Raw genomic sequence first — 21252 nt, forward strand, 5'->3', positions numbered from 1 at the left:
TTGCCGGACTTTTCTGGCAATTTCTCTATTTTACCGCCTCCTGCCCCTATTGCCGAATATCATGAGCACTTCTACCCCTGTTTCTCTCTCTTACGCCGACGCTGGTGTCGATATGGTTGCCGGCGACGCGCTGGTTGATGCCATCAAACCCTTTGCAAAACGCACCATGCGCGAAGGTGTCATGGCTGGCATAGGCGGTTTTGGCGCCATGTTTGAAGTCAGCAAAAAATACAAGGAACCTGTCCTGGTCTCCGGTACTGACGGCGTGGGCACCAAGCTGAAACTGGCTTTCCACCTCAACAAGCATGACACCGTTGGTATCGACCTGGTGGCCATGAGTGTCAATGACATCCTGGTACAAGGCGCCGAGCCACTGTTCTTCCTCGACTATTTTGCCTGCGGCAAGCTCGATGTGGCAACTGCCACCGACGTCATCAAGGGCGTGGCCTTTGGTTGCGAACAAGCCGGTTGCGCCCTGATCGGTGGTGAAACAGCTGAAATGCCATCCATGTACCCAAATGGCGAATACGATCTGGCTGGCTTTGCAGTTGGCGCTGTCGAAAAATCCAAGATCATCGATGGCAGCAAGATACAACCAGGCGACGTCATTCTGGGCCTGGCATCTTCCGGCATCCATTCAAACGGTTTCTCACTGGTGCGCAAGATCATTGAAGTCGCCAAGCCAGATCTGAATGCCGATTTCCATGGCCGCAGCCTCGGTGACGCCTTGATGGCACCAACCCGCATCTACGTCAAACCTTTGCTGGCATTGATGGAATCCCTGGAAGTCAAAGGCATGGCCCACATCACCGGTGGTGGCTTGGTAGAAAACGTCCCGCGCGTACTGGGCGACAAACTGACGGCTGTTCTGCATAAAGACGCTTGGACACTGCCACCCCTGTTCACCTGGCTGCAACAACACGGCGGTGTGGCTGACGCAGAAATGCACCGCGTCTTCAATTGCGGCATAGGCATGGTCGTTATTGTTGCTGCTGAACTGGCTGATGCAGCCCTGTCACAACTGACTGCGGCTGGTGAATCCGTCTACAAGATCGGCGAAATCCGCGCACGCGAAGATGATGAGCATCAGACGATTGTGGTGTGATGGCTTGATTGCCAGCTGGTATTAATTACGGGGCCGTTAAGGTCCCGTTTTTTTTGTCATCTTATAAAAGCGAAACCCGGAAAAGCTGACAATCCTGCCCTATAATGTAAATACAAATGTCCATACAAATATCAAGGCAAAGTAAGTGCAGTTTATATGTATAGGTGAACAATGCGCTTTGAATGGGATGAAAACAAAAATCAAACCAATATCCGCAAGCACGGCATAGATTTTAGTGATGCGGCCGATATTTTCAGGCATCCCATGCTAACGCTTTTGGATGATCGTGAAGATTATCGCGAAGATCGCTGGATTGGCCTGGGATGGATTCGGAGCGTAATAGGCGTTGTGGTCTATGTGGAAAGGGAGGGAGATGTTATCCGCATTATCTCTGCCCGTAAGGCAACAAAAAATGAGGTGAAACGTTATGAGCAACGTATCTAAAACAGATTGGAATCGCCTGGAAGCGATGAAGGATAAAGACATCGACACCAGCGATATTGTCGAGTTGGGTGACGATTTTTTCCAGCGCGCAGAAGTGCGCGCACCCGCCAAGCAGACCGTGACCATCCGCCTTGATAGTGATGTGCTGGAGTGGTTCAAGGAACAAGGCCAGGGTTATCAGACACGCATCAATCAGTTATTGCGTGTGTATATGGAAACCAAGCAGCAGAAGTCTCGTTGAGATTTTCTGTTGGGTGTGGACCGGCAAGTTGTGCGCTCAAATAGAAAAATTCTGAACGAGGTGGGTTCAAACTTACCGAATATGAATAGCTGAATCATATCTACACTTGAAACTGTCAGAAATAAAAATGAAGCAGACTGAATTTGAACTCTATGTAAAGTCAAACCTGGATGTCCTTCAGGGCGTGCATCCAGAGTTGGTTTCGGATCTTGATCAATACGAAAGTGATCTTGGATTCTCTCTACCCACTTCATTGAGATGGCTGCTGTCGGTTTATGGCTATTCTATGGCCTGTGGAATTGAAAATCTGGAAGGTTCGGTCAAGCAAACATTGGATTGCCGCAAAAGCATATCGTTACCACAAAATATCCTGCTTATTAATGATTGGGGTGATGGCGGGGTTGTTTTCGCCATTGCTGACAACAAACCAGATAATGAGTATGAGATTGTATGGGCAGACTCCTCGGATTTGTATCGGCTTATAGATGGCCAACAATTGCCGGAAGATATTTCTCGATTCGACAACTTCAGTGCATGGGTTGCTGACCGGGTTGAATTCGCAAGGGAGAATGCGTATTAAAAAAGATCTTCAATGAGCCAGCGAGTCAAAGTAATCGATGTAATGCACGGTCCAGTATCGTAGGTTGGGCCGGGCCTCGCTAGGCAACGCTTTATCTGCCCAACACTTAGCGTTAGAATTTTGAAGGGACAGCCATAGACAAATCATTCATATCCTTGCTAACTAAAACAGCTTCGCCCACGATTTTTTGGCTGTTAGAATTTACAGGCAGCCCAGGCGTGTTTCAGCGTTGCGTTAGCGGCGAATAAATGAGCTTTTCTGTCCGGGCTTGCACCTATTTCTTTTGCTTTTTCTTGTGCATAGCTTTAGCGTGCTTCAGGCAATATTGCACCTGGCAGCCATTTTTTATAAATGCGTTCAAAGCTGCCGTCGGCCTTCATATCGTCCAGGATTTTTTGCCAGCGGACGGCAACGCTGTCCGGTGTGTCACGTGAAAAGGCGATATATTGAACCGCCTGGGTAATTGTGGAGCCAGTCTCTATGTCATTGGCATTGAGGCCAACTGCCGATAGCGTATCAGCCAGCGTCACGTCGTCGAGAGCCATCAGGGGCGCACGTCCTGCCACCAGCATGCGCACGGCATCGGCTGGCGTTGGCACAGAATTGATATTGTTAAAGCCCATGCCGCGCAGCATTTGCTGTAAATACCATTCTCGCGGAATCAGGATGCGTTCGGCCCGTCTGGCCTGTTCCAGGTTATCAAGCCGCTGGCTGCCACGGCGGGTATAGAAATGCGCTGTGGTTGCCGACACCGGGCCTACCCATTTGAAGAGTTTTTCACGCTCAGGCGTACGCGTGGTGACAAATAATCCTGTATTGGGTGTGGTCGTTGCATAGGCATAGGCTCTGGCCCAGGGCACGACTTCAATAGGGGCCTTGATGCCAAGGCGATTCATGATCTCTTCCACCACTTCCGTACCAAGGCCGGTAGCTTTGCTTTTTTGCGAAAAGGTGATAGGGGGATATTCTTCAGTATAGAACTTGAGTTGCGTTTCTTCCGCCATCGTCTCCAGGCTTGCCAGCATACAGAACAGCAATGCGATCAGGCGACGAACTGGCTGAAAAGACATGATCTTCCCCTCTTTGCATATGTGGTTTCAATATATGCAGGCGACAAACAGAAGTCAATTTTGTGAACAGGGGTGTGCAAATTCGCAAAAGCAGGATCAGCACTGCAATGCTGAAAATGTGCCTATAGCAGCTACTGTCCAAATTGTCCAAATTGTCCAGATTGTCCAGATTGTCCGATCCCGGACATACATGCCAAGTCGTGCAAGGATAGTGGCATATAATAATCATTTATCTTTATTGCTACATAATAATCCTGTATATTTGCCTGCAAATCTCCTGTACGACCCGCCTCCAGAAAGGATACTTGTATGCATCATGCATTGCGTAGTTCTTTGATTCTGCTCGCTCTGATCGGTGGTAATGCTGCTGCGACGAGTCATTCACTGGGTATAGAGCGCAAGCAGTATGGCGAATCGATAGCCTATGACATGAATGCTGCGGGGCAGGTAGCAGCAGTCATTAAGGAAAAGGACGGTACGCCACATGCCGTGTTTGTTCAGAATGGCAAGCTGATCAAACTGGAAATGCCTGGCGAAACTGAAAGTGAAGCCAAGCGCATCAATGACAAGGGTGACATCGTCGGGTCTTCCAAAAAAGGCGATATCTGGAGGGCATTCATCCGCAATCGCGATCGTGAAGTAAAAGATCTCGGCACCCTGGGTGGCCCGCATAGCTATGGCGCTGCCATCAACAATGCTGGCATGGTCGCAGGGTTTTCTGACACACCTGATCGTGACTGGCATGCCTTTCTGTATCAGCCTGGCGAAGCACTGCAAGATCTGGGCACACTGGGCGGCAGGGTCAGTTATGCCAGCGGCATTAATAATGCTGGCGAGGTAACGGGTACCTCCATGATTACCGATGGTTCACGCCATGCTTTTTTATATAAAAAAGACACGGGCATGGTCGATCTTGGCACGCTGGGTGGCCGCTATAGCGCAGGCACGGCCATCAATGACCAGGGCGCTGTGGTTGGCACTTCGGAGATGAAGGACCGTCGCTTGCATGCCTTTGTCCATGATGGCAAACAGATGGTAGACCTCGGTGCCAAGATAGGTTTTGGCGATAGCTTCGCGACGGGCATCAATAACGACGGCCACGTCGTCGGCGTTGTTGATACCCAGGACCTGCGTTTATCCTTCGTCTGGCGCGACAATAAAATGACCTTGCATCCGGCTGGCAAAAGTTTGTACCTGACCAATGCCATCAATAACGTAGGCCAGGTCATAGGCGCAAGCTACGACCGCGGCCTGAACGCCGCCACCATGCCTTCCAATGCCATCCCCTTTGTTGATGTAGGGGGCCACAAGATACTTGGTTTTAATGTGCTCACTGTATTGGTTGCTGCAGCCATTGCCATCTTCCGTAAACGTATTAAGGGCTTGTTTTTCGAGAGCAGGCTGTTTTTCAGGACTTGATGCACTTTAATTGCTGAACCCAGGCAAGATATGCAATACAGTTATTGCAAGTATTTGTATTACCGCCTGGGCGATGCATAGCGGCAAAGAAATCGTAGCAAAGAAGTGTAAAAAGCCCGGCAAATTTTACGAACATCCTATCTATCCATAAACCATGCAAGCCAGATACAAACTCATCTTTATCTTGACCGCAGCTCTGAGCACAACCCTTTCATTACCCGCATATGGCAGGGCTGAACCAGCGCGCAGTGCCGAATATAACAAGTGCATGGACAAATCAGAGGGGGTTGACCCGGTCATGCTTGATTGCATTTCAGCTGAATACACCCGTGTCGACAAACGCCTGAATAATGCCTATAAAAAACTGATGGCTAAACTCAATGCAGAGCGGAAAAAGGAATTGCAGGAAGCGCAGCGTCTATGGCTGAAATTTACAGATGCCAATTGTCAATTTTATTATGATCCCGACGGCGGCACATCTGCCAGATTGAACGCGAATGAATGCAGCGTAACAGTCAGAATATTGAGAGCAGAAGAGCTTGAGTCTCTCACTCCACACCATTGAATTCAGTGAATTATTACATCCTGCCAGTGACGGACTAGCACAGACTGCAGAGTAAGCACAACAGACCGCCTGCTCTGATCATTATGGCGCGGATAGCATGTCAGATGACAGGCTTATCCCGCACCATGTCGATGTTTTTATTTGTCGATTGCCGGTTTAAAGGCTGCAACCTGTTTAAGCAGGCTTTCCAGCCCGCCATAGACACTGATCTTATCGATCTTCTCAGTCATTTTTTCCAGTGTCTCCAGTTCCTTGAGACGCAAGGCAACCGGATTATCTTCCATCACTCTTGAGGTATTCATGAGTGATCTGGTGGCTGCGGTTTCTTCGCGACGCCGTATCACATTCGCTTGCGCGGCTTTTTCTGCTTCTACTACCTTGCCCAGCATGGTTTTTATCTCACCCGGCAAGATCAGATCCTTGATACCCAGGCTGACTATTTCTATGCCCTGGACTTGCGCTTTTTGAGCAACATAGTGCAATATCTGTTCATCAGTTTCATTCTTGTTTTCCAGCAGACCATCGAGGGTCTTGCCACCTACTGCAGCCCTTAGTGCAAACTGGATTTCCTTGTAGATGAAGTCTTTGTAATCATTCAGGCTGGCCAGCATCAGGGGTGCGTCTGTGATTTTATATCCTGCCGTGACATTGACGCGTAAAGGCACCTTGTCTTGTGTCAGCATTTCCTGGCCGGTAATTTCCAGCGTTGTGAGACGCGTATCAATGACTGTCAGGCTCAAACGGTTTCCACCGTGCCAGTAGGCATAAAAACCTGGTTTTAAGCTGGCATGGAAAACGCCGTCAATGTACAACATGCCCACATGTTCTGAAGGCACTTCGTAACTTGTGATGTGTGGTGCCAGCAACTTCGCATTATTGGCGTTGCTGCGCATAGCCAGAACGATGTGGCTTTCAATTGCGCGTGGTGCCTGTGCCAGTGAAATCAATTCCAGCTTCAGGTCGCTACTGGCAAGCGCGGGTGTTGCCTGGCCAGTGACATGCACCAATTCATTCTTGTCCCACCAGACCGCCAGTTGCTGGTCACTGGTTTCTATCTTGTTCAGTTGTGCTGACAAAACTGGATGTTCGCTGGCGACGATGGCATGCACGACATCTTTGGCATCTATCACTTGAGATTGCCGGCAAATCGTCAACTTTGTCTTGGGCAAAACATCGAAATAAGCATGTCTGCCAGGCAGTAGAAAATCACTGAAGCTTTCTTCTGCAAACAACAAACCATACGCTCCTGCCGGTATGGTAGCCTGCTTGACGCAGCCAACTGACACGCCGATGGGAATTTGCTTTAGCCACTCCACAGGTACCTTCAAGTCAGGCGTTATATTTGCCCTGAATACTTTGATGCCCAGACCCTGCTTCCAGAAAGCGCGCAGGGAATTTGGTGTCACGCACAGAAATTGCTGGCCACTGCAAACGAGCGCCACTTCATCATGGCCCGTGCGGACAATTTCCAGATCTGTTGCCAGTGCAGCCCCATGATGTGAGCTGATCCACTCAAGGTCAGCAATGTTTGCCGGGAAATCAGTCAGATTGCCAAGCTCTACTCGCTTGGACCTGGGCAAAAAATAACTGCCCTTGACAAGAATTTTTTCAAAACCGCTACGGCCATATAAAAGACCAATCTGGTGGTCTTGAATTATTTTTCTGAGGAACATAGACATTCTCAATGAAGATAAATATTTCGTCGGACGAACTCAAGAAGCCGGGGCAAGAAAAAACTATGTAAGTCAGTCAGGCGAAAACACACTGACACACATCAGCTTTGAGCAGAACAGCCTCAAGAGAACTATCCCCGCAGCATGGCGGATGACCGTGCATGTAAGGTGCCGCAATCTTGCTTCTCGTACGCTCGCCAGAGAAACGGCAGCAAAAGCACTGCTTCCATTTTCCTGGCCTTGATAGTTTGAATTAAGAACCGGGACACATACATGGTAACAATCATGCGAAGCGATGCTGCGTTGTCCAGGCGCATACAAACTGAATACTTGAGTTTGCATGTTCAAGAACAGGAAAGCAGTTCCCTTGAGGATTACTACTGATGTATTACACATTTTTACTTCAATCAGATTATGAGTCTGAGGCTCATCTTTGAGCATGGTTGCGTAGTATAGGAATCGAACCTAATAACAGTTGTCTGGTGCGGTACACAAACGCATAAAATACGCTGTGCCAGCCTGAACCCATGAGTCAGAACCTCTGCAATCAGACAACTTAGTTCCCACCGAGGAAACGCAAAGTGAGTATAGCCTGAGTTGATTGTGTTGAGATTTGGAAAATCAAAAAAAATTTTGCCTGATGCACACCAAGGTTTTATATATTTGTTTCCCCGCCATTTTTGACCAGGCCCTTGTGATGGTTTATGCTGGATAATCGATCCGGCACACTTTAACGATAAAAACCATGACTACGCTTAACGAAGCCTGGGACGAACGACTGGCTGCCTTATGGGCAGCGCTCGATACTATGCCGGTACAGGATTTCATTGCAGGCATCGATGCAATGGCTGCCGAGCTACCGCAAGGTGCTGCCATTGGCCTGTTTGAGCGTGGTGCTGCGCGAGACTCTTGCGGTTTTCCTCAGCTTGCCATTCCTCTGTATCAGGCAGCACTGGACGCTGAACTGACGGGTTTGCGGCGTCGCCGGGCAAATATACAGATGGCCAGCTCCTTGCGTTATCTGGGTGATCCGCAAATTGCGGCGGATTTGCTGTTTGCAGAAATGCAGATGGGCAGTGATGAACTCGATGCTGCGGTACGCGGCTTTCTGGCCCTGGCGCTGGCTGACCTTGGGCGCGAACGCGAGGCGCTGGCGATCAGCCTGACAGCCTTGTCGACTTATCTGCCACGCTACAACCGTTCGCTGGCGAGGTACGCGCAAGGTTTGGTAGAAAAATCGACTGACTGAGGATGCGCACAATATTCTTAGGTAGGTGCGATTAGCTTTGCGTAATCGCACGTTTGTGATGACTGAAAAATTTCTGCAAATCCCCTTATACGCGAGAGGATTTTCCCCTGGAGTGTGTCCGATGAAGCGGTCACGCTTTTCATTGCGAGCTTTACTCGTTAATCACATACGTGCGATTACGCTGGGCTAATCGCACCTACAACTGGGGTAATTTACTCGCGCGGCTTCACAGCGGAAACATCTGTTTCGCAACCCGTTCCCAAGTGTCACGCTGCCCGATGGCAGGCACTTGCTGCATGCAAAACATGACATCAGAATCCGGCCTGATCAGCATATAAGCGGTCAACTGGCGTTGCAAATCTGTTGCGTTGATATCTCCAATCTCACCGTAAGCCTGTAACAGGGACTTGAGCAGCAAATGGTTACCTTGCGCCATGAATATCATGGGCGTCAAGATTTCCAGTCTGTCGCTATTGCCGACGATGGCATCACCAAAGTCGAGCAAGCCGCTTAACTTCCAAACGTCTTGTTCCTGCTTCGCCATTAAATTCCAGGGGTGTATGTCCATGTGGATAAAGCGCGGATCACCTGCGCTGGCAAAGTCTCCGGCAGCTTCTAGATACGGCATGACTTGTGCAAGCAAGCCTTCAGGCATTTTCCTGCGCTGGTGTCTGGCCATACAAGCTGCGATTAGCTCTTGTATATACGCTGGCCAGTCCACCCGGATGGCGATGTCTGCATCAAACTGTACGTGACGCAATTCACGCAAGAGCTGGCCGGTCTGGACCATGATGGATTGTTTCTGTTCCAGATCCAGTGACGGCCATATGTCGGCCAGCAAAGTACCTTGCAAACGGCTGAAGATCACGAATACCCAATGATCAATTTCACCGCTGGCGATCAGGCTGGGCGTCTGCACTGAGAGTTTGCCGTCAAGCAGTGGCGCAACCAGGATTTCCTTATCCCCCTGGCGACGCCAGTTGGGGGGCACGAGTTTGACGATCACTCCATCACCCAGCCCGAACAAGGCATTCGCACCCAGCGGTATCTTCTCCCAGGTGCCAGGCGGCAGGCCGAATGTCTGTTGAAGATGCTCCAGTACCTGCATCCAGTCTGCCAAAGGCGTATTTGCTATGAAGTCATTGCAGGCAGGATTATTGAGATTTTGCGGGAGGCAATTGAGGATTATTGTCATTGAAATTTGTGTACAGAAATAGTTTCTTGTCAAAGCCAAAACTAACTTAAAAGTAGCGGGGCCACCAAGGTCCCGCACCCATTCAAAATAGAAGCCAGCAAGCCCATCAAGGCAAACGCGCATTGTCCTGCTTGATTTTGAACACCTCTGTCCCTATCGCATAGCCGACAAAACCCTTGCCTGTTGGTAGCAGGCGTATCTTGTTGACGGCGCGGCCCATGGGAATGTGTTTCCAGCTCAGGCCGCCATCAGTGGTTTGATAGCCGCCGTCCATGGCACCTACCCAGCCAGTGTTGGCATCGATGAAGCCAACACCAAATTCTCTTACCTTGATGTCATTGACCAGGGGGATTTCTTTCCAGCTCAGGCCACCGTCTTCTGTCTTGGCAACATAGCGCTGGCTGGTGGCCGGGTCCGGGTTGTAGCTTTGTATCGTCACATAGCCGGTATCGCGGGTCGGGAAGCTGGCTTTCCAGGTTAGCTCATACGGGCGGCTGGATTCATAGACGGTCTTCCAGCTTGCACCACCATCTTTGGTCATGATGATGCGGGCACGGGATTTTTCCGTGTCGCTGCTGGATGCGCCAAACACAAAACCTGTCATCGCATCAAAGAATTTGACGTCGAGTATCATGCCTGTGTAAGGCGTCATGTCTATGCTTTTCCAACTGGAGCCGCCATCAAGCGAGCGCAGCAAAGTCGCCGGGCCACCGACGCGGCCACCAGCATGGATGATGGTGCGCTTATCGAGTACGCCAGAATTGATGAATTTATTGTGCAGTATGTCAATGGCGCACAGACCCTTGATCTGTATGCCTTCCTGCCCTTTGGCAACTTGCCAGCTGACACCGCCATCACGGGTTTCATACAGCGCCGTGGTATCGGTAACACCAGGAAAATAATCCGTACCGATGTTGCCAGCATAGCCGTGCATGGCATCGACAAAACCTACCGTGCGAAAAAATGTGCCGGGTCTGGATAATTGTTCCAGCCAGTTCTGGCCACCATCCGTGGTTTTGTAAATCTTGCCTGCACCATTCACATACCAGCCCAAGTCAGGCTGGACAAAGAAAATATCATCCTGCTTGCCCTTATAGGCAACAGTATTGAGTTTGCTCCAGGCCGCATCAGCGCTCAGTTGATAACGCGGTGTGGTGGCCTGTGGTGCCGTGCTGCATGCCGCCAGGCCCATGCACAACAAGCCAATGAGTATTGTCGCCGTCCAGATCTTTTGTGGTTTGGTTTTCATTTTTATTCTTGATGGAAGTGATGGAAACGCTTGGACATGTCGGGATGGCGGAAGTTTCTTGAACTGTTTAGTGCCTGGGGAAATGTTTGATGGGGTATTGCGTATGTGACGATGCAGCTTAAACAGCCTTTTGTCAGAGATGCGTCAATCAAAAATATAGTCTTGGGCTGTGCCTAACCTTACGAGGCATTGCCCAATTTTGATCTATCAGTTGTACCTTAGCTCAACCGCCTGTGCCTGACCAACACCTGCTCCTGCGCCTTGAAATGCGCAGCGAGTTTTTCCACCATGTAGACAGAGCGGTGCTGGCCGCCAGTGCAGCCTATCGCGACAGTGAGGTAGCTGCGGTTGTCGCGTTTGAAGGCGGGTAGCCATTTGCTGATGAACTGGCTGATGTCGCTATACATCTCGTCCACCATGGCTTGTTCCTTGAGGTACTGGATGACGGGCTCATCGCGGCCGGTCAGCGGGCGCAGCACGGGGTCGTAATGCGGGTTGGGCAGCATGCGGACGTCGAATACAAAGTCGGCATCCAGCGGCACACCTATCTTGAAAGCGAAGGATTCAAACATCAGGGTCAGTGGGGTATAGCCTACCTGTATGACATCCTTAACCCAGGCGCGCAGCTTGTTGGCGGACAGGTCGCTGGTGTCGATGACATGGGCCACGACTTGTATGCCTGAGAGTATCTCGCGTTCTTCCTGTATGCATTCAGTCAGGCTGAGCCTGTCGCCGGGTTCTTTGTCGAGGCCAAGGCGGTGCGACAGCGGGTGGCTGCGGCGGGTTTCTGAAAAGCGGGCGACCAGGGATTCTGTGCTGGCTGTCAGGAACAGGACTTTGACATGATGGCCTTCAGCGCGCAGGGTGTTGATGGAGTCAGGCAAGCCCGTCAGTAAGTTTGCGCTACGGGTATCAATGGCGATGGCGGCAGCGGGTATGCCTTCGCGCGTCAGGGTATTAATCAGCTCAGCCAGCAGGCTGGGTGGCAGATTGTCGACGCAATAATAACCAGCATCTTCAACTACATTCAGGGCTACCGATTTACCGGAGCCGGAGATACCGGAGATAAGCAGGATGTCCATATCAGGTGACGTAGATAATTAGAGGCTGTTGTAAAATTAAGATGGCTAGGCGTCGCCGACTCAGGCAGTACTCTAGTACCAGGTTTAAAATTGAGGAGGCGCAACAACGCCAGGTTAATTTTACAACAGCCTCTTAGTCGCCGTTTTCCATGGCGCGTCGTTGCCGCTCCATGAAATCTTCCAGAGTATTAATACCACGTAATTGTAATATGGTATTGCGCACCGCTGCTTCCAGCAAGACCGCGATATTGCGGCCAGCAGCCACCGGGATGACGACTTTTCTGATTTGCAGGCCCAGCACCTCTTCGGTTTGCGAATCTATCGGCAGACGTTCGTAATTTTCTTCGAGGGTACTGCGGCGTACCAAATGCACGATAAGTTTCAGGCGCATCTTACGGCGTACTGCGGTTTCACCAAAGATGGTCTTGATATCTAGCAGGCCCAGGCCGCGCACTTCCAGCAGGTTTTGTAGCAACTCGTGGCAGCGGCCTTCTATCATATTGGGGGCAATGCGTGAAAATTCGACGGCATCATCGGCCACCAGGCCATGGCTACGTGATATCAGTTCCAGCCCCAGTTCACTCTTGCCTAAACCGGATTCGCCGGTGATCAACACACCGACACCGAGCACGTCCATGAAGACACCATGCATGGTGATTTTTTGTGCGAGTTTTTTCGACAGATACACGCGCAGATAATCGATGACTTGCGCCGATGGATAGGGTGTGGAGAACAGCGGGATATTGTTGTCGTCGCAAGTCGTCAAAAATGCCGGTGGTGATTCCAGACCCTGTGCCACGATGAGGGCAGGTGGCGCACCAGCGACCAGTTCACGCATGAGGTTATTGCGCGAAGCATTCGACAGGCGGTTGTAATACGAGAGTTCCTGATGCCCCAGCACTTGTATGCGGCCAGGGTGGATCAGGTTCAAATGGCCGACCTGGTCGGCAGAAGAAGCTGCGTCGCCTGTGATTTGTTTGTCTGCACCAGCAAAACCGGCAAACCAGCCCAGTTGCATGGTGTCGCGGTTATCGTCGTAGATTTTTTGTACCGTGAGTTCTGTCAATGATGGCATGGCTAGTTGGGCTGAATCTGACGATATGCTACAGGGTGGCTGGAAGGAACTGCTGGTTGTGTCCAGGAGCCATGCTTTGACATGGCTGCACCGGACCGGTCATCAGGCATGACCCGGCAAATTGGGACGCCATGCCATGATTTTTTCATAAATCGCAGCGGCACTGGCTTCAGTGTTGAGGCTGTCGCGGAAAGTTTCATTCGACAGCATCTCGGCCACTTCAGACAGGATTTCCAGATGCTGTTGCGTGACATTGTCAGGCATGAGCAAGAAAATCAGCAGGCTGACAGGCTGGCTGTCTGGCGATTCAAAAGGGATAGCCTCTTTTAACCGGACCAGGGCAGCAATCGGAGCCTTCAAACCCTTGATGCGGCCATGCGGGATGGCGACGCCATGGCCAAGGCCAGTAGAGCCAAGGCGCTCACGGGCAAACAGGTTATCGGAGACAACTGAGCGCGCTATGCTGCAATTATTTTCGAATAACAGCCCGGCCTGTTCAAATGCTCTTTTTTTGCTGGAGACTTCCAGATCCAGAAGTACGTTGTTAAGAGGCAGGATTTTTGCAATATTCGTCATGGTGCAAGATCGTTTTACAGCGAAATGGTGCAATGCACAAAATTGGGTTTTGACAAATTATAGGCTTCTTTTGGCTGATATGCGCAAAACTTGACAACACTTTTAGCGAACGTTGTCTCTCAGTAATTTTTCAAATTTTTCTACAGGTAGTGGCTGGCTGAAATAAAAGCCCTGCATCTCCTGACAACCAGAGTCGGCCAGGAAGAACATTTGGTCGGCTTTTTCTACACCTTCGGCTGTGACGCTCATGCCCAGCGCCTTTGCCATGGCAATAATGGCGTGCGTCAGTACCACGGAATCCGGGTTGCCCGGGATGTCGCGGATGAAAGAGCGGTCTATCTTTAGATTGTCGATAGGAAAACGTTGCAAATACGATAAAGATGAGAAGCCTGTGCCGAAATCGTCCAGTGAAATACTGATGCCCAATTTCTTGATGGCATCAAAAACCGGTAACAGCAAGTCGGCGTCGCCCATCAACAAGCCTTCGGTAATCTCCAGTTGCAGGGCAGATGCCGGTAATCCGACTTCATGCAAGACTTGTTCTATGTACTTGGGCAAGCCGGGGTCCTGGAATTGCTTGGGCGAGATATTCACGCTGATGACCAGGTCGGGCGAATACTGTTCACGCCATAAATGGGTTTGCAGGCAAGCCTGGCGCAAAATCCAGCGGCCCAATGGCAGGATGAGGCCGATTTCTTCCGAGATAGGGATGAATTCATTGGGGGGCACCAGGCCCACATCCGGCATTTGCCAGCGTATCAGGGCTTCGGCACCGACGATACGTGAGGTGCTGAGGCAAATCTTGGGCTGGTAATACACCAGGAATTCATTGTCGGTCAGGGCGCGGCGCAGATTGGTTTCCAGCGCATAACGGTGCTGGGCGCGGACATTGAGTTCAGTCGTAAAGAACTGGTAATTATTGCGGCCAGATTCCTTGGCATGGTACATGGCAGAATCGGCACAGCGCATGAGCGTGGGGCCATCTTCACCGTCATGCGGGTAGACGCTGATACCAATGGACGTGCCGAGGTGATATTCATTGCCATCAATCACGAAAGGATCGCGCATACGTGCCAGCACGCGTTCAGCCAGGTCCTTGAGTTGCATGGCGTCTTCAAAGGCTTCGGCCACGATGACGAACTCATCACCTCCCAGGCGTGCCAGCATGTCGGTAGTACGTATGCAAGAGCTCAGGCGCGAAGACACATCCCGCAAGAGCGTATCACCAGCCGCATGGCCAGCCGTATCATTGACGTTCTTGAACCTGTCCAGGTCAAGGAACAGCAAGGCCAGGCGGTGCTGGGTGCGCTTGGCACCCGCCAGGGCTTTGGTCAGGCGCTGATTGAGCTGGTGGCGGTTAGGCAAGCCAGTCAGGGCATCATAAGATGCCATGAAATGCAATTGCCTTTGCGTTTCGCGTACTTCCGTCGTATCCGTAAATGAAATCAACACGGCAGATACAGAGGCGCTGCTTTTCTTGTTGATGGGCAGTACATTCACCAGCAACCAGACGATGGAGCCATCACGTAATTCCACACCCATGGATAAATTCAAAATGGGCGTCTTGCTGCGGAACACGACTGATGCCGGGTCATCGCCCATGCGTATGCATTGTCCTTCATCGCCGAGTATGTTCTTGAAATAGCGATGGCGTCTGCCGACAGCACTGATATCGTCGATTTTGAGGATGCGCTGGGCGCTGGGATTGCACGTCAGGATCTGGCCGCTGGGGCCTATCACCATGATGCCTTCGCTAAGATTGGTGACCACGGAGCGATAGCGTTCTTCGCTTTCCTCCAGGCTTTGCTCCATGTTCTTTTTGTCGATAGCCAGGCCGATAAGGTCACAGGCATCCATCATCATGGCTTGCTCGTCTTCATTCGGGCTGTGCACCATCTGGTGATACACATCAACCGTACCCAGCAGGGTATTGAAGGCCGTCGTGATAGGCAGTGACCAGCAAGAACGCAAGCCATAGCGCAAGGCCGGTTCACGCAGGTTTTTCCACAGCGGGCTGACGGCAATGTCCTGGACTATCGTGGTGCGCTGGTAATAGATCGCGGCCGAGGCAGAACCTGAGCTAGTATCTACCGGCATGTTGCCAAGCAGAGCGCAAAAGCCATCGGGCAGCGAAGGGCCTGCACCAAAACTCAGCTGCTGGGTGCTGGCATCATACAGAGTGATGGCACACAGGGCACCATTGTCGAGCAGCCTTTCCATGCGGTCACAAACGTCTTCCAGGATATCGCTCAAGGGTTTGTCGAGTGCGATCATCTCGAGAATTTCTTTCTCGTGATGCAGGGCTTCATGGACGCGGCTGGATTTGTAACGGACTTGATCGATGAGGGGCAGTGCGGTGACAGTAGCGCTGGAACGTGAACTGCTGCGGGGAGTGATTTCGCGCGCCGTCAGCAAAATGGCGGTTTGTTCATTAAAAGTGAATTGCGTGCCCCGGACCTCTATGTCAAGCAATTGCCCATCAAGCCGTATGCACTGGCAGGTATGTTTGCTTTGGGCACCATCCAGCCGCAGTTTTTGCAGTATGGTCTTGGCGCCTTCATGATGCCTGCCATGCAAAAAGGCTTCAGGTTTCAAGCCTATCAATTGCTGGGCGTCCCCGGCATGCATGAGTTCTACACCAGCTGGATTGGCATAGATCAGGTTGTCGTCGATCAGCACGTACATCGCGTCCGGGTTATGCTCCAGCAAGGCCATATGCCAGTCTTGACTGGCGACAGGCTCGTGTGTGCTAGTGCTTGAAAACGGGACCGGAATTATCACGACGACAATCTATAAAACGAATAAGTCTGTCTACTTTACATCATGCAAGTTCTTAGGACAATGATGGTAATTAGCTAGCATACTAAAAACATATGAATACAGTGCGGGGCAAATTTGCCTGAATTTTAAGTACAGACAACGGGCAAATAAGGTCATCAGACACTGATCTGCCCCGGGTTTTATTTCAGATCAAAACGCACGAACAGAAACAATACATCGCCATTGCCCTTGTTCTTGGAAAAACGTGGGACATAAGTTGCCATCAGTTTGCTATTGCGTGTGCCTATCGAGGCAATTGGCAATACGGCAGGGAAGGGGAAACCGCCAAAGTAGTCAGTACGGCTGATCATCACAGCCGTCAAACCACCACCAACTTCGACTTTCTCGCCCAGGGTTTTTGTCCATTGATAGGCATAGCCCACCATGGGTTGCGGGCGGAAGTGCGAATCCGAGATCACCATGGAGTACAGGGATTCTTCATTATCGTCCTTGGTGCGTATGGCTTTACTAAAGCCCATGCCCCAGGTGTGCTCATTCAGTTCGGCAATTCTTTCCTTGGTGTAAGTATTGCGGCCATGGTGAGTGTGGCCGGCAACCATCAGTGACAAATCGCCTTCATCAAGGATTTTATTGGCCTTGGCTTTGGCACTATCCCACCAGCCTATTTCTTGAGCCGGGGGAGTCGTGGTCTGCGCCTGGGACACGGTGCACAGCATGAAACTGGAGATGCACAAGGCAGCGCGCAGGGATAAATGAATGAACGTCGACATAATATTGGTTACAAATGGATACAAAAAATAGGAATAATGGGGATGCTGCCTGTCCTACTGGCGCGCATTCCGGCGGTTGTCCGGGCCCTGGCCCGTACTGAAATTGCTGCGCCAGGGGTTGATGTCCAGCCCGCCGCGACGGGTATACCGTGCATAGACTGACAATTTCTGCGGTTTGCAGTGGCGCATGATATCGACAAAAATGCGTTCCACACATTGCTCGTGGAATTCATTGTGGTCGCGGAAGCCTATCAAATACTGTAACAGGCTTTCCTGGTTGATTTGCGGGCCAACGTAATGGATTTGCACGCTTCCCCAGTCTGGCTGGCCGGTGACCAGGCAGTTGGACTTTAGCAAATGCGAGATCAGGGTTTCTTCTACTGGCGACTCATCAAAGTTGGCAGTCAGCAGTGCAGGATTAGGGGTGTAGCTATCGACTTCGATGTCCAGCCTGTCGAGCAACTGGCCTTGCAACTCATGCATGGCCAGTTTGTCGAACTGGTCTGGCGTAGTCAGCTTTACCTGTACAGGAGCACCAAAACCGGCAGACAAATCTGCCTGCAACAGGCTGATCAGGGCATCTGCCCCTGCCAGACGGGTTTGATTAAACGAGTTCAGATAAAGCTTGAAAGACTTGGATTCGATGATATTGGGTGAATCCGCCGGCACCGTAATGGCAGCTATTACCACTTGCGGTTTGCCGCGCATGTTCAGCCAGGAGATCTCATAGGCATTCCAGATATCCACACCAAAGAAGGGCAGGCTGCTTCCCAGGCCTATCTCTTCCCTTTTACCGCTACGGGAAATAGGGAACAGCAGGCTGGCATCGTATTCGGACTTGTAGGTCGCCGGTTTGCCCAGTAAGGAATGCTCAGGCGTATTTGGTGCGGAATCTGTCATGTTATTTGTATTACTTAATGTTTGTATTACTTAAGTCGATGGGCTGTATCAGCCCAAAAATAATTGATAAACGGGATTCTTGCTTTCATCCCAGTAACGGTAACCCAGGGTCGCCAAGAATTCGCGGAAAGCCTTCATTTCCTTCTTTGGAACCTGCAAACCAACTAAAGTTCTGCCGTAATCGGCTCCATGGTTACGATAGTGGAACAAACTGATGTTCCAGTTCGGTGCCATGCTGTTCAAGAAACGTCCCAATGCACCTGGGCGCTCAGGGAATTCAAAGCGATACAGTAATTCATCCTTGGCCAGGCTGCTCTTGCCGCCGACCAGATGACGGATATGCAATTTCGCCAGCTCATCATGTGTCAGGTCCAGCGTGGCAAAACCATGCTTTTCAAAATTCTTGGCAATTTTGCCAGATTCCAGCTTATCGTGTACTTGTATGCCCACAAAAATATGCGCCGCCTTTTCATCGCTGATGCGGTAATTGAATTCTGTGACATTGCGCGCGCCTATCAGTTCACAGAAACGGCGGAAGCTGCCGCGCTCTTCTGGTATGGTCACGGCGAAAACCGCCTCACGCGCCTCACCCACTTCGGCACGTTCGGCCACAAAGCGCAGACGGTCAAAATTCATGTTGGCACCGCAGGCGATCGTCACCAGAGCTTCATTCTTCAGCGGTTTCTTGTCGGCCTTGGCGCGTTCTATATAGGCTTTGCAACCGGCCACGGCCAGGGCGCCAGCAGGTTCCAAAATACTGCGGGTGTCCTGAAAGACATCCTTGATGGCGGCACAGACAGCGTCGGTATCAACGGTAATCACTTCATCCACATACAGCTTGGCCAGGCGGAAGGTTTCTTCACCCACCAGCTTGACAGCGGTGCCGTCGGAGAACAGGCCAACATCAGTCAGGGTAACGCGCTTGCCAGCCTTGAGGCTGCGCGCCATGGCATCAGAATCCGTGGTTTGGACGCCGATGATCTTGATATCAGGGCGCACCGCCTTGACATAAGCTGCCACGCCAGAGATCAGGCCACCGCCACCTATGGCAACGAAAATCGCATGTATAGGTTCAGAATGCTGGCGCAATATCTCCATGCCCACCGTACCCTGGCCTGCGATAACATCCGGGTCATCAAAGGGATGGACAAAGGTCAGCTTGCGTTTCTTTTCCAGTTCCAGCGCATGGCCATAGGCATCGGTATAGGAATCGCCGAACAGGATGATTTCAACCAGGTCGCCACCATGGGCACGCACTGCATCGATTTTGACGGGCGGCGTTGTCGTTGGCATGACGATGACGGCCTTGCAACCCTTCTTGCGGGCGCTCAGGGCCACGCCCTGGGCATGGTTGCCGGCAGAGGCGCAGATAACGCCACGCTTGAGTTGCGCAGGCGTCAGGTGTGCAATCTTGTTATAAGCACCGCGCAGCTTGAAGCTGAACACGCTTTGCATGTCTTCGCGTTTGAAATAAATTCGGTTATCCATGCGAGCCGACAGGCTGGTGGCGTATTCCAGCGGGGTTTCAAATGCGACGTCATAGACGCGCGCTGTCAGGATCTTTTTCAGATAATCGGTGCTCATGGATGTCTTATTGTTAGTTAAAAATGGCTGATCTACTAGTGATCTAGAGCTAATTTAGCTCTAAGTCACTGCATACTGATTTGAAATTGCAGGCGCCATTATAATGTATGCTTTTTACAGCCATATCAAACCACGATGATAGAAGCCGCAGTCCATTGGATATTAAGCATGCTGGCACTGCCTGAAATTGGTCTCAGTTCAGTCTTTATCATCAGTTTTATCTCCGCCACTCTGTTGCCCATGGGGTCTGAACCGGCAGTTTTTGCTGTCATCAAGAGCAATCCGGCGATTTTCTGGCAAGTCATCATCGTTGCTACCATAGGCAATACCCTGGGGGGCATGGTCGACTACGGTATGGGTTATGCCGCCAAGCAGGCTTTTGACCGCGAACGCGAGAGTTACTGGTATCGCTGGCTACAGCATTTTGGTGCCAAGACCATGCTGATGGCCTGGCTACCTGGCATCGGTGACCCCATCTGTACTCTGGCGGGCTGGTTACGCCTGCCGTTCTGGCCCAGCGTGTTCTACATGGCGATCGGTAAATTTTTACGCTATGTCCTCATTACCTGGTTATTGCTCAAAGTGCCAGAAGGTTTCTGGGCCAGGCTGGCCAACCTCATATTCTAGACCATGGGCAGAGGCAAGTATTATGGCAAGTGGCGACAAGCCGGCGAGGGGCTGGAAGCTGCTTTCTATAAAGAAAACTGGGCGGCGCGCATCGCCTATGCCATGCGACTGCAAGGCCAGCTCCATCAGGACAGGCGCGACCTCTATCTGCCTGTGCCCAAGGGCTACCAATGCAAGCTGGCCTTCATCTCAGACTTGCATGCAGGCCCGTTGACGGATGTACGCTTGCTGGAACAGGCATTCGCCGCCATTGCTGCTTTTGAGCAGGATGTCATCCTGTTTGGTGGAGATTATGTCTCCCTGCATGCCAGGCATATGCAGCATCTGATTAAACCGCTGCGCTTGCTTGATCCCGCTACGCCCAAGTTTGCCGTCATGGGGAATCATGACCTGTGGCTGGACGACGAGCACATTAGCAATTGCCTGCAGGATGCCGGGGTGCAAGTCCTGGTTAATCAAAACAGGCGCTTGCCCGCCCCCTTTGACGCCATTTCCATCTGTGGCATGGATGAACCTGGGGTTGGCATGCCAGATGCAGAACAGACCTTTGCCGGGGCCGGGGAGGTGCGCCTGCTACTCATGCATTCGCCATTGGGCCTCAAGCATGTGGCTGGGCATGATTTTCAGCTTGCTTTTTGCGGCCATACCCATGGCGGGCAAATTGCTGCGCCTGGCGGCACGCCGCTGGTCTTGCCGCCCGGTTCGGGTGAGCGCCGTTATGCCTGGGGTTTATTTGCCTTGCCAGGCGGTCGCACTTTGCTGACCAGTCGCGGCATAGGCATGAGTGATTTGCCCATACGCCTGTTTGCCACATCAGAAGTGCATTTATGCCATTTGCATTCTGCTCTTGATATAGTAGAACATGAGGGGCAGCATGTTGATGCGGGAATTAAGCCAGCTTAAAGGTATATACAAATCGCCCTGAATTTTTTATGCTTTACGCAGACATGCCAGAATGTTTGACTATAATGCTTGCTTACAAGCACGTATAACACGCATAGCACAGTTAGCCAGATAGCAGGATCAGCAAGAGTGGTACAAATAGCACTAACAAGGCTTGTTTTTTT

General features: G+C 51.2%; 20 protein-coding genes. 9 read left to right on the forward strand and 11 right to left on the reverse strand.

The window, feature by feature from the left end; translation table 11 throughout:
- Positions 1-61: 61 nt before the first annotated feature.
- The 4 genes from purM (at position 62) to H8L47_RS09395 (ending at position 2370) form a co-directional block, all read left to right on the forward strand.
- Entirely contained in the window at positions 62-1105 is a 1044-nt protein-coding gene (gene purM, locus H8L47_RS09380) for a phosphoribosylformylglycinamidine cyclo-ligase (RefSeq protein WP_186953322.1), read from the forward strand.
- 171 nt (positions 1106-1276) lie between these two features.
- Entirely contained in the window at positions 1277-1549 is a 273-nt protein-coding gene (locus H8L47_RS09385) for a BrnT family toxin (protein ID WP_186953323.1), read from the forward strand.
- Positions 1533-1790 carry a BrnA antitoxin family protein gene (locus H8L47_RS09390; protein WP_186953324.1) on the forward strand — a complete coding sequence of 86 codons (258 nt, stop codon included), beginning with the start codon at positions 1533-1535 and terminating at the stop codon, positions 1788-1790. Before H8L47_RS09385 ends, H8L47_RS09390 begins: the two co-directional genes overlap by 17 nt.
- Before the next feature lie 127 nt (positions 1791-1917).
- On the forward strand, positions 1918-2370 hold the full coding sequence (locus H8L47_RS09395) for an SMI1/KNR4 family protein (protein ID WP_186953325.1): 453 nt from the start codon (positions 1918-1920) through the stop codon (positions 2368-2370).
- A gap of 305 nt (positions 2371-2675) precedes the next feature.
- Here the strand turns inward: H8L47_RS09395 and H8L47_RS09400 are convergent, their stop codons facing one another.
- Positions 2676-3440: a substrate-binding periplasmic protein gene (locus H8L47_RS09400; protein WP_186953326.1), complete on the reverse strand. Its 765-nt coding sequence runs from the start codon at positions 3438-3440 to the stop codon at positions 2676-2678.
- Positions 3441-3749: 309 nt separating this feature from the next.
- On the opposite strand from H8L47_RS09400, the gene H8L47_RS09405 reads away from it, so the two are divergent.
- Together H8L47_RS09405 and H8L47_RS09410 are read left to right on the forward strand one after the other, a co-directional pair.
- Entirely contained in the window at positions 3750-4859 is a 1110-nt protein-coding gene (locus H8L47_RS09405; RefSeq protein ID WP_186953327.1) for an HAF repeat-containing protein, read from the forward strand.
- Positions 4860-5013: 154 nt separating this feature from the next.
- A complete protein-coding gene (locus tag H8L47_RS09410; protein WP_222616471.1) occupies positions 5014-5424 on the forward strand; it encodes a lysozyme inhibitor LprI family protein in 411 nt (136 codons plus the stop codon).
- A gap of 137 nt (positions 5425-5561) precedes the next feature.
- On the opposite strand, the gene H8L47_RS09415 is transcribed toward H8L47_RS09410, so the two are convergent.
- The gene (locus H8L47_RS09415) at positions 5562-7097 is read right to left on the reverse strand and encodes a slipin family protein (RefSeq protein ID WP_186953328.1); all 1536 of its coding nucleotides are present in this window, start codon (positions 7095-7097) and stop codon (positions 5562-5564) included.
- Positions 7098-7842: 745 nt separating this feature from the next.
- Here H8L47_RS09415 and H8L47_RS09420 point away from each other — a divergent pair.
- A complete protein-coding gene (locus H8L47_RS09420; RefSeq protein ID WP_186953329.1) occupies positions 7843-8346 on the forward strand; it encodes a tetratricopeptide repeat protein in 504 nt (167 codons plus the stop codon).
- Between the two features lie 226 nt (positions 8347-8572).
- On the opposite strand, the gene H8L47_RS09425 is transcribed toward H8L47_RS09420, so the two are convergent.
- The 9 genes from H8L47_RS09425 to ilvA form a co-directional block, all read right to left on the reverse strand.
- Positions 8573-9541 carry a phosphotransferase family protein gene (locus H8L47_RS09425; RefSeq protein ID WP_186953330.1) on the reverse strand — a complete coding sequence of 323 codons (969 nt, stop codon included), beginning with the start codon at positions 9539-9541 and terminating at the stop codon, positions 8573-8575.
- Positions 9542-9647: 106 nt separating this feature from the next.
- Positions 9648-10790: a WD40/YVTN/BNR-like repeat-containing protein gene (locus H8L47_RS09430; RefSeq protein WP_186953331.1), complete on the reverse strand. Its 1143-nt coding sequence runs from the start codon at positions 10788-10790 to the stop codon at positions 9648-9650.
- 218 nt (positions 10791-11008) lie between these two features.
- On the reverse strand, positions 11009-11872 hold the full coding sequence (gene rapZ / locus H8L47_RS09435; RefSeq protein WP_186953332.1) for an RNase adapter RapZ: 864 nt from the start codon (positions 11870-11872) through the stop codon (positions 11009-11011).
- Between the two features lie 133 nt (positions 11873-12005).
- Entirely contained in the window at positions 12006-12947 is a 942-nt protein-coding gene (hprK, locus tag H8L47_RS09440) for an HPr(Ser) kinase/phosphatase (protein ID WP_110256126.1), read from the reverse strand.
- 102 nt (positions 12948-13049) lie between these two features.
- Complete coding sequence (locus tag H8L47_RS09445) at positions 13050-13523, reverse strand: PTS sugar transporter subunit IIA (RefSeq protein ID WP_186953333.1); 474 nt, start codon at positions 13521-13523, stop codon at positions 13050-13052.
- 102 nt (positions 13524-13625) lie between these two features.
- On the reverse strand, positions 13626-16304 hold the full coding sequence (locus tag H8L47_RS09450) for a sensor domain-containing phosphodiesterase (protein ID WP_186953334.1): 2679 nt from the start codon (positions 16302-16304) through the stop codon (positions 13626-13628).
- A gap of 179 nt (positions 16305-16483) precedes the next feature.
- Positions 16484-17074 carry a hypothetical protein gene (locus tag H8L47_RS09455; RefSeq protein WP_230413668.1) on the reverse strand — a complete coding sequence of 197 codons (591 nt, stop codon included), beginning with the start codon at positions 17072-17074 and terminating at the stop codon, positions 16484-16486.
- A 54-nt stretch (positions 17075-17128) separates the two neighbouring features.
- Positions 17129-17974 carry an NADPH-dependent 7-cyano-7-deazaguanine reductase QueF gene (queF, locus tag H8L47_RS09460; protein ID WP_186953335.1) on the reverse strand — a complete coding sequence of 282 codons (846 nt, stop codon included), beginning with the start codon at positions 17972-17974 and terminating at the stop codon, positions 17129-17131.
- Positions 17975-18022: 48 nt separating this feature from the next.
- Positions 18023-19612: a threonine ammonia-lyase, biosynthetic gene (gene ilvA, locus H8L47_RS09465; RefSeq protein ID WP_305261729.1), complete on the reverse strand. Its 1590-nt coding sequence runs from the start codon at positions 19610-19612 to the stop codon at positions 18023-18025.
- An 81-nt stretch (positions 19613-19693) separates the two neighbouring features.
- On the opposite strand from ilvA, the gene H8L47_RS09470 reads away from it, so the two are divergent.
- Both H8L47_RS09470 and H8L47_RS09475 read left to right on the forward strand, forming a co-directional pair.
- A complete protein-coding gene (locus H8L47_RS09470) occupies positions 19694-20185 on the forward strand; it encodes a YqaA family protein (protein ID WP_186953337.1) in 492 nt (163 codons plus the stop codon).
- A 3-nt stretch (positions 20186-20188) separates the two neighbouring features.
- The gene (locus H8L47_RS09475) at positions 20189-21088 is read left to right on the forward strand and encodes a metallophosphoesterase (protein WP_186953338.1); all 900 of its coding nucleotides are present in this window, start codon (positions 20189-20191) and stop codon (positions 21086-21088) included.
- Positions 21089-21252: the final 164 nt, after the last annotated feature.

Origin of the sequence: Undibacterium umbellatum, assembly GCF_014284125.1 — a bacterium.
Lineage (GTDB): Bacteria > Pseudomonadota > Gammaproteobacteria > Burkholderiales > Burkholderiaceae_D > Undibacterium > Undibacterium umbellatum.

What these genes read in the sequence shown, in the direction of transcription:
- H8L47_RS09405 (WP_186953327.1), top strand. Translation starts at nt 3,750, where the DNA reads ATGCATCATGCATTGCGTAGTTCTTTGATTCTGCTCGCTCTGATCGGT.
- H8L47_RS09395 (WP_186953325.1), top strand. Translation starts at nt 1,918, where the DNA reads ATGAAGCAGACTGAATTTGAACTCTATGTAAAGTCAAACCTGGATGTC.
- H8L47_RS09475 (WP_186953338.1), top strand. Translation starts at nt 20,189, where the DNA reads ATGGGCAGAGGCAAGTATTATGGCAAGTGGCGACAAGCCGGCGAGGGG.
- H8L47_RS09430 (WP_186953331.1), bottom strand. Translation starts at nt 10,790, where the DNA reads ATGAAAACCAAACCACAAAAGATCTGGACGGCGACAATACTCATTGGC.
- rapZ (WP_186953332.1), bottom strand. Translation starts at nt 11,872, where the DNA reads ATGGACATCCTGCTTATCTCCGGTATCTCCGGCTCCGGTAAATCGGTA.
- H8L47_RS09425 (WP_186953330.1), bottom strand. Translation starts at nt 9,541, where the DNA reads ATGACAATAATCCTCAATTGCCTCCCGCAAAATCTCAATAATCCTGCC.
- hprK (WP_110256126.1), bottom strand. Translation starts at nt 12,947, where the DNA reads ATGCCATCATTGACAGAACTCACGGTACAAAAAATCTACGACGATAAC.
- queF (WP_186953335.1), bottom strand. Translation starts at nt 17,974, where the DNA reads ATGACAGATTCCGCACCAAATACGCCTGAGCATTCCTTACTGGGCAAA.
- H8L47_RS09470 (WP_186953337.1), top strand. Translation starts at nt 19,694, where the DNA reads ATGATAGAAGCCGCAGTCCATTGGATATTAAGCATGCTGGCACTGCCT.
- H8L47_RS09445 (WP_186953333.1), bottom strand. Translation starts at nt 13,523, where the DNA reads ATGACGAATATTGCAAAAATCCTGCCTCTTAACAACGTACTTCTGGAT.
- H8L47_RS09420 (WP_186953329.1), top strand. Translation starts at nt 7,843, where the DNA reads ATGACTACGCTTAACGAAGCCTGGGACGAACGACTGGCTGCCTTATGG.
- H8L47_RS09415 (WP_186953328.1), bottom strand. Translation starts at nt 7,097, where the DNA reads ATGTTCCTCAGAAAAATAATTCAAGACCACCAGATTGGTCTTTTATAT.
- purM (WP_186953322.1), top strand. Translation starts at nt 62, where the DNA reads ATGAGCACTTCTACCCCTGTTTCTCTCTCTTACGCCGACGCTGGTGTC.
- H8L47_RS09410 (WP_222616471.1), top strand. Translation starts at nt 5,014, where the DNA reads ATGCAAGCCAGATACAAACTCATCTTTATCTTGACCGCAGCTCTGAGC.
- H8L47_RS09385 (WP_186953323.1), top strand. Translation starts at nt 1,277, where the DNA reads ATGCGCTTTGAATGGGATGAAAACAAAAATCAAACCAATATCCGCAAG.
- H8L47_RS09400 (WP_186953326.1), bottom strand. Translation starts at nt 3,440, where the DNA reads ATGTCTTTTCAGCCAGTTCGTCGCCTGATCGCATTGCTGTTCTGTATG.
- H8L47_RS09455 (WP_230413668.1), bottom strand. Translation starts at nt 17,074, where the DNA reads ATGTCGACGTTCATTCATTTATCCCTGCGCGCTGCCTTGTGCATCTCC.
- H8L47_RS09390 (WP_186953324.1), top strand. Translation starts at nt 1,533, where the DNA reads ATGAGCAACGTATCTAAAACAGATTGGAATCGCCTGGAAGCGATGAAG.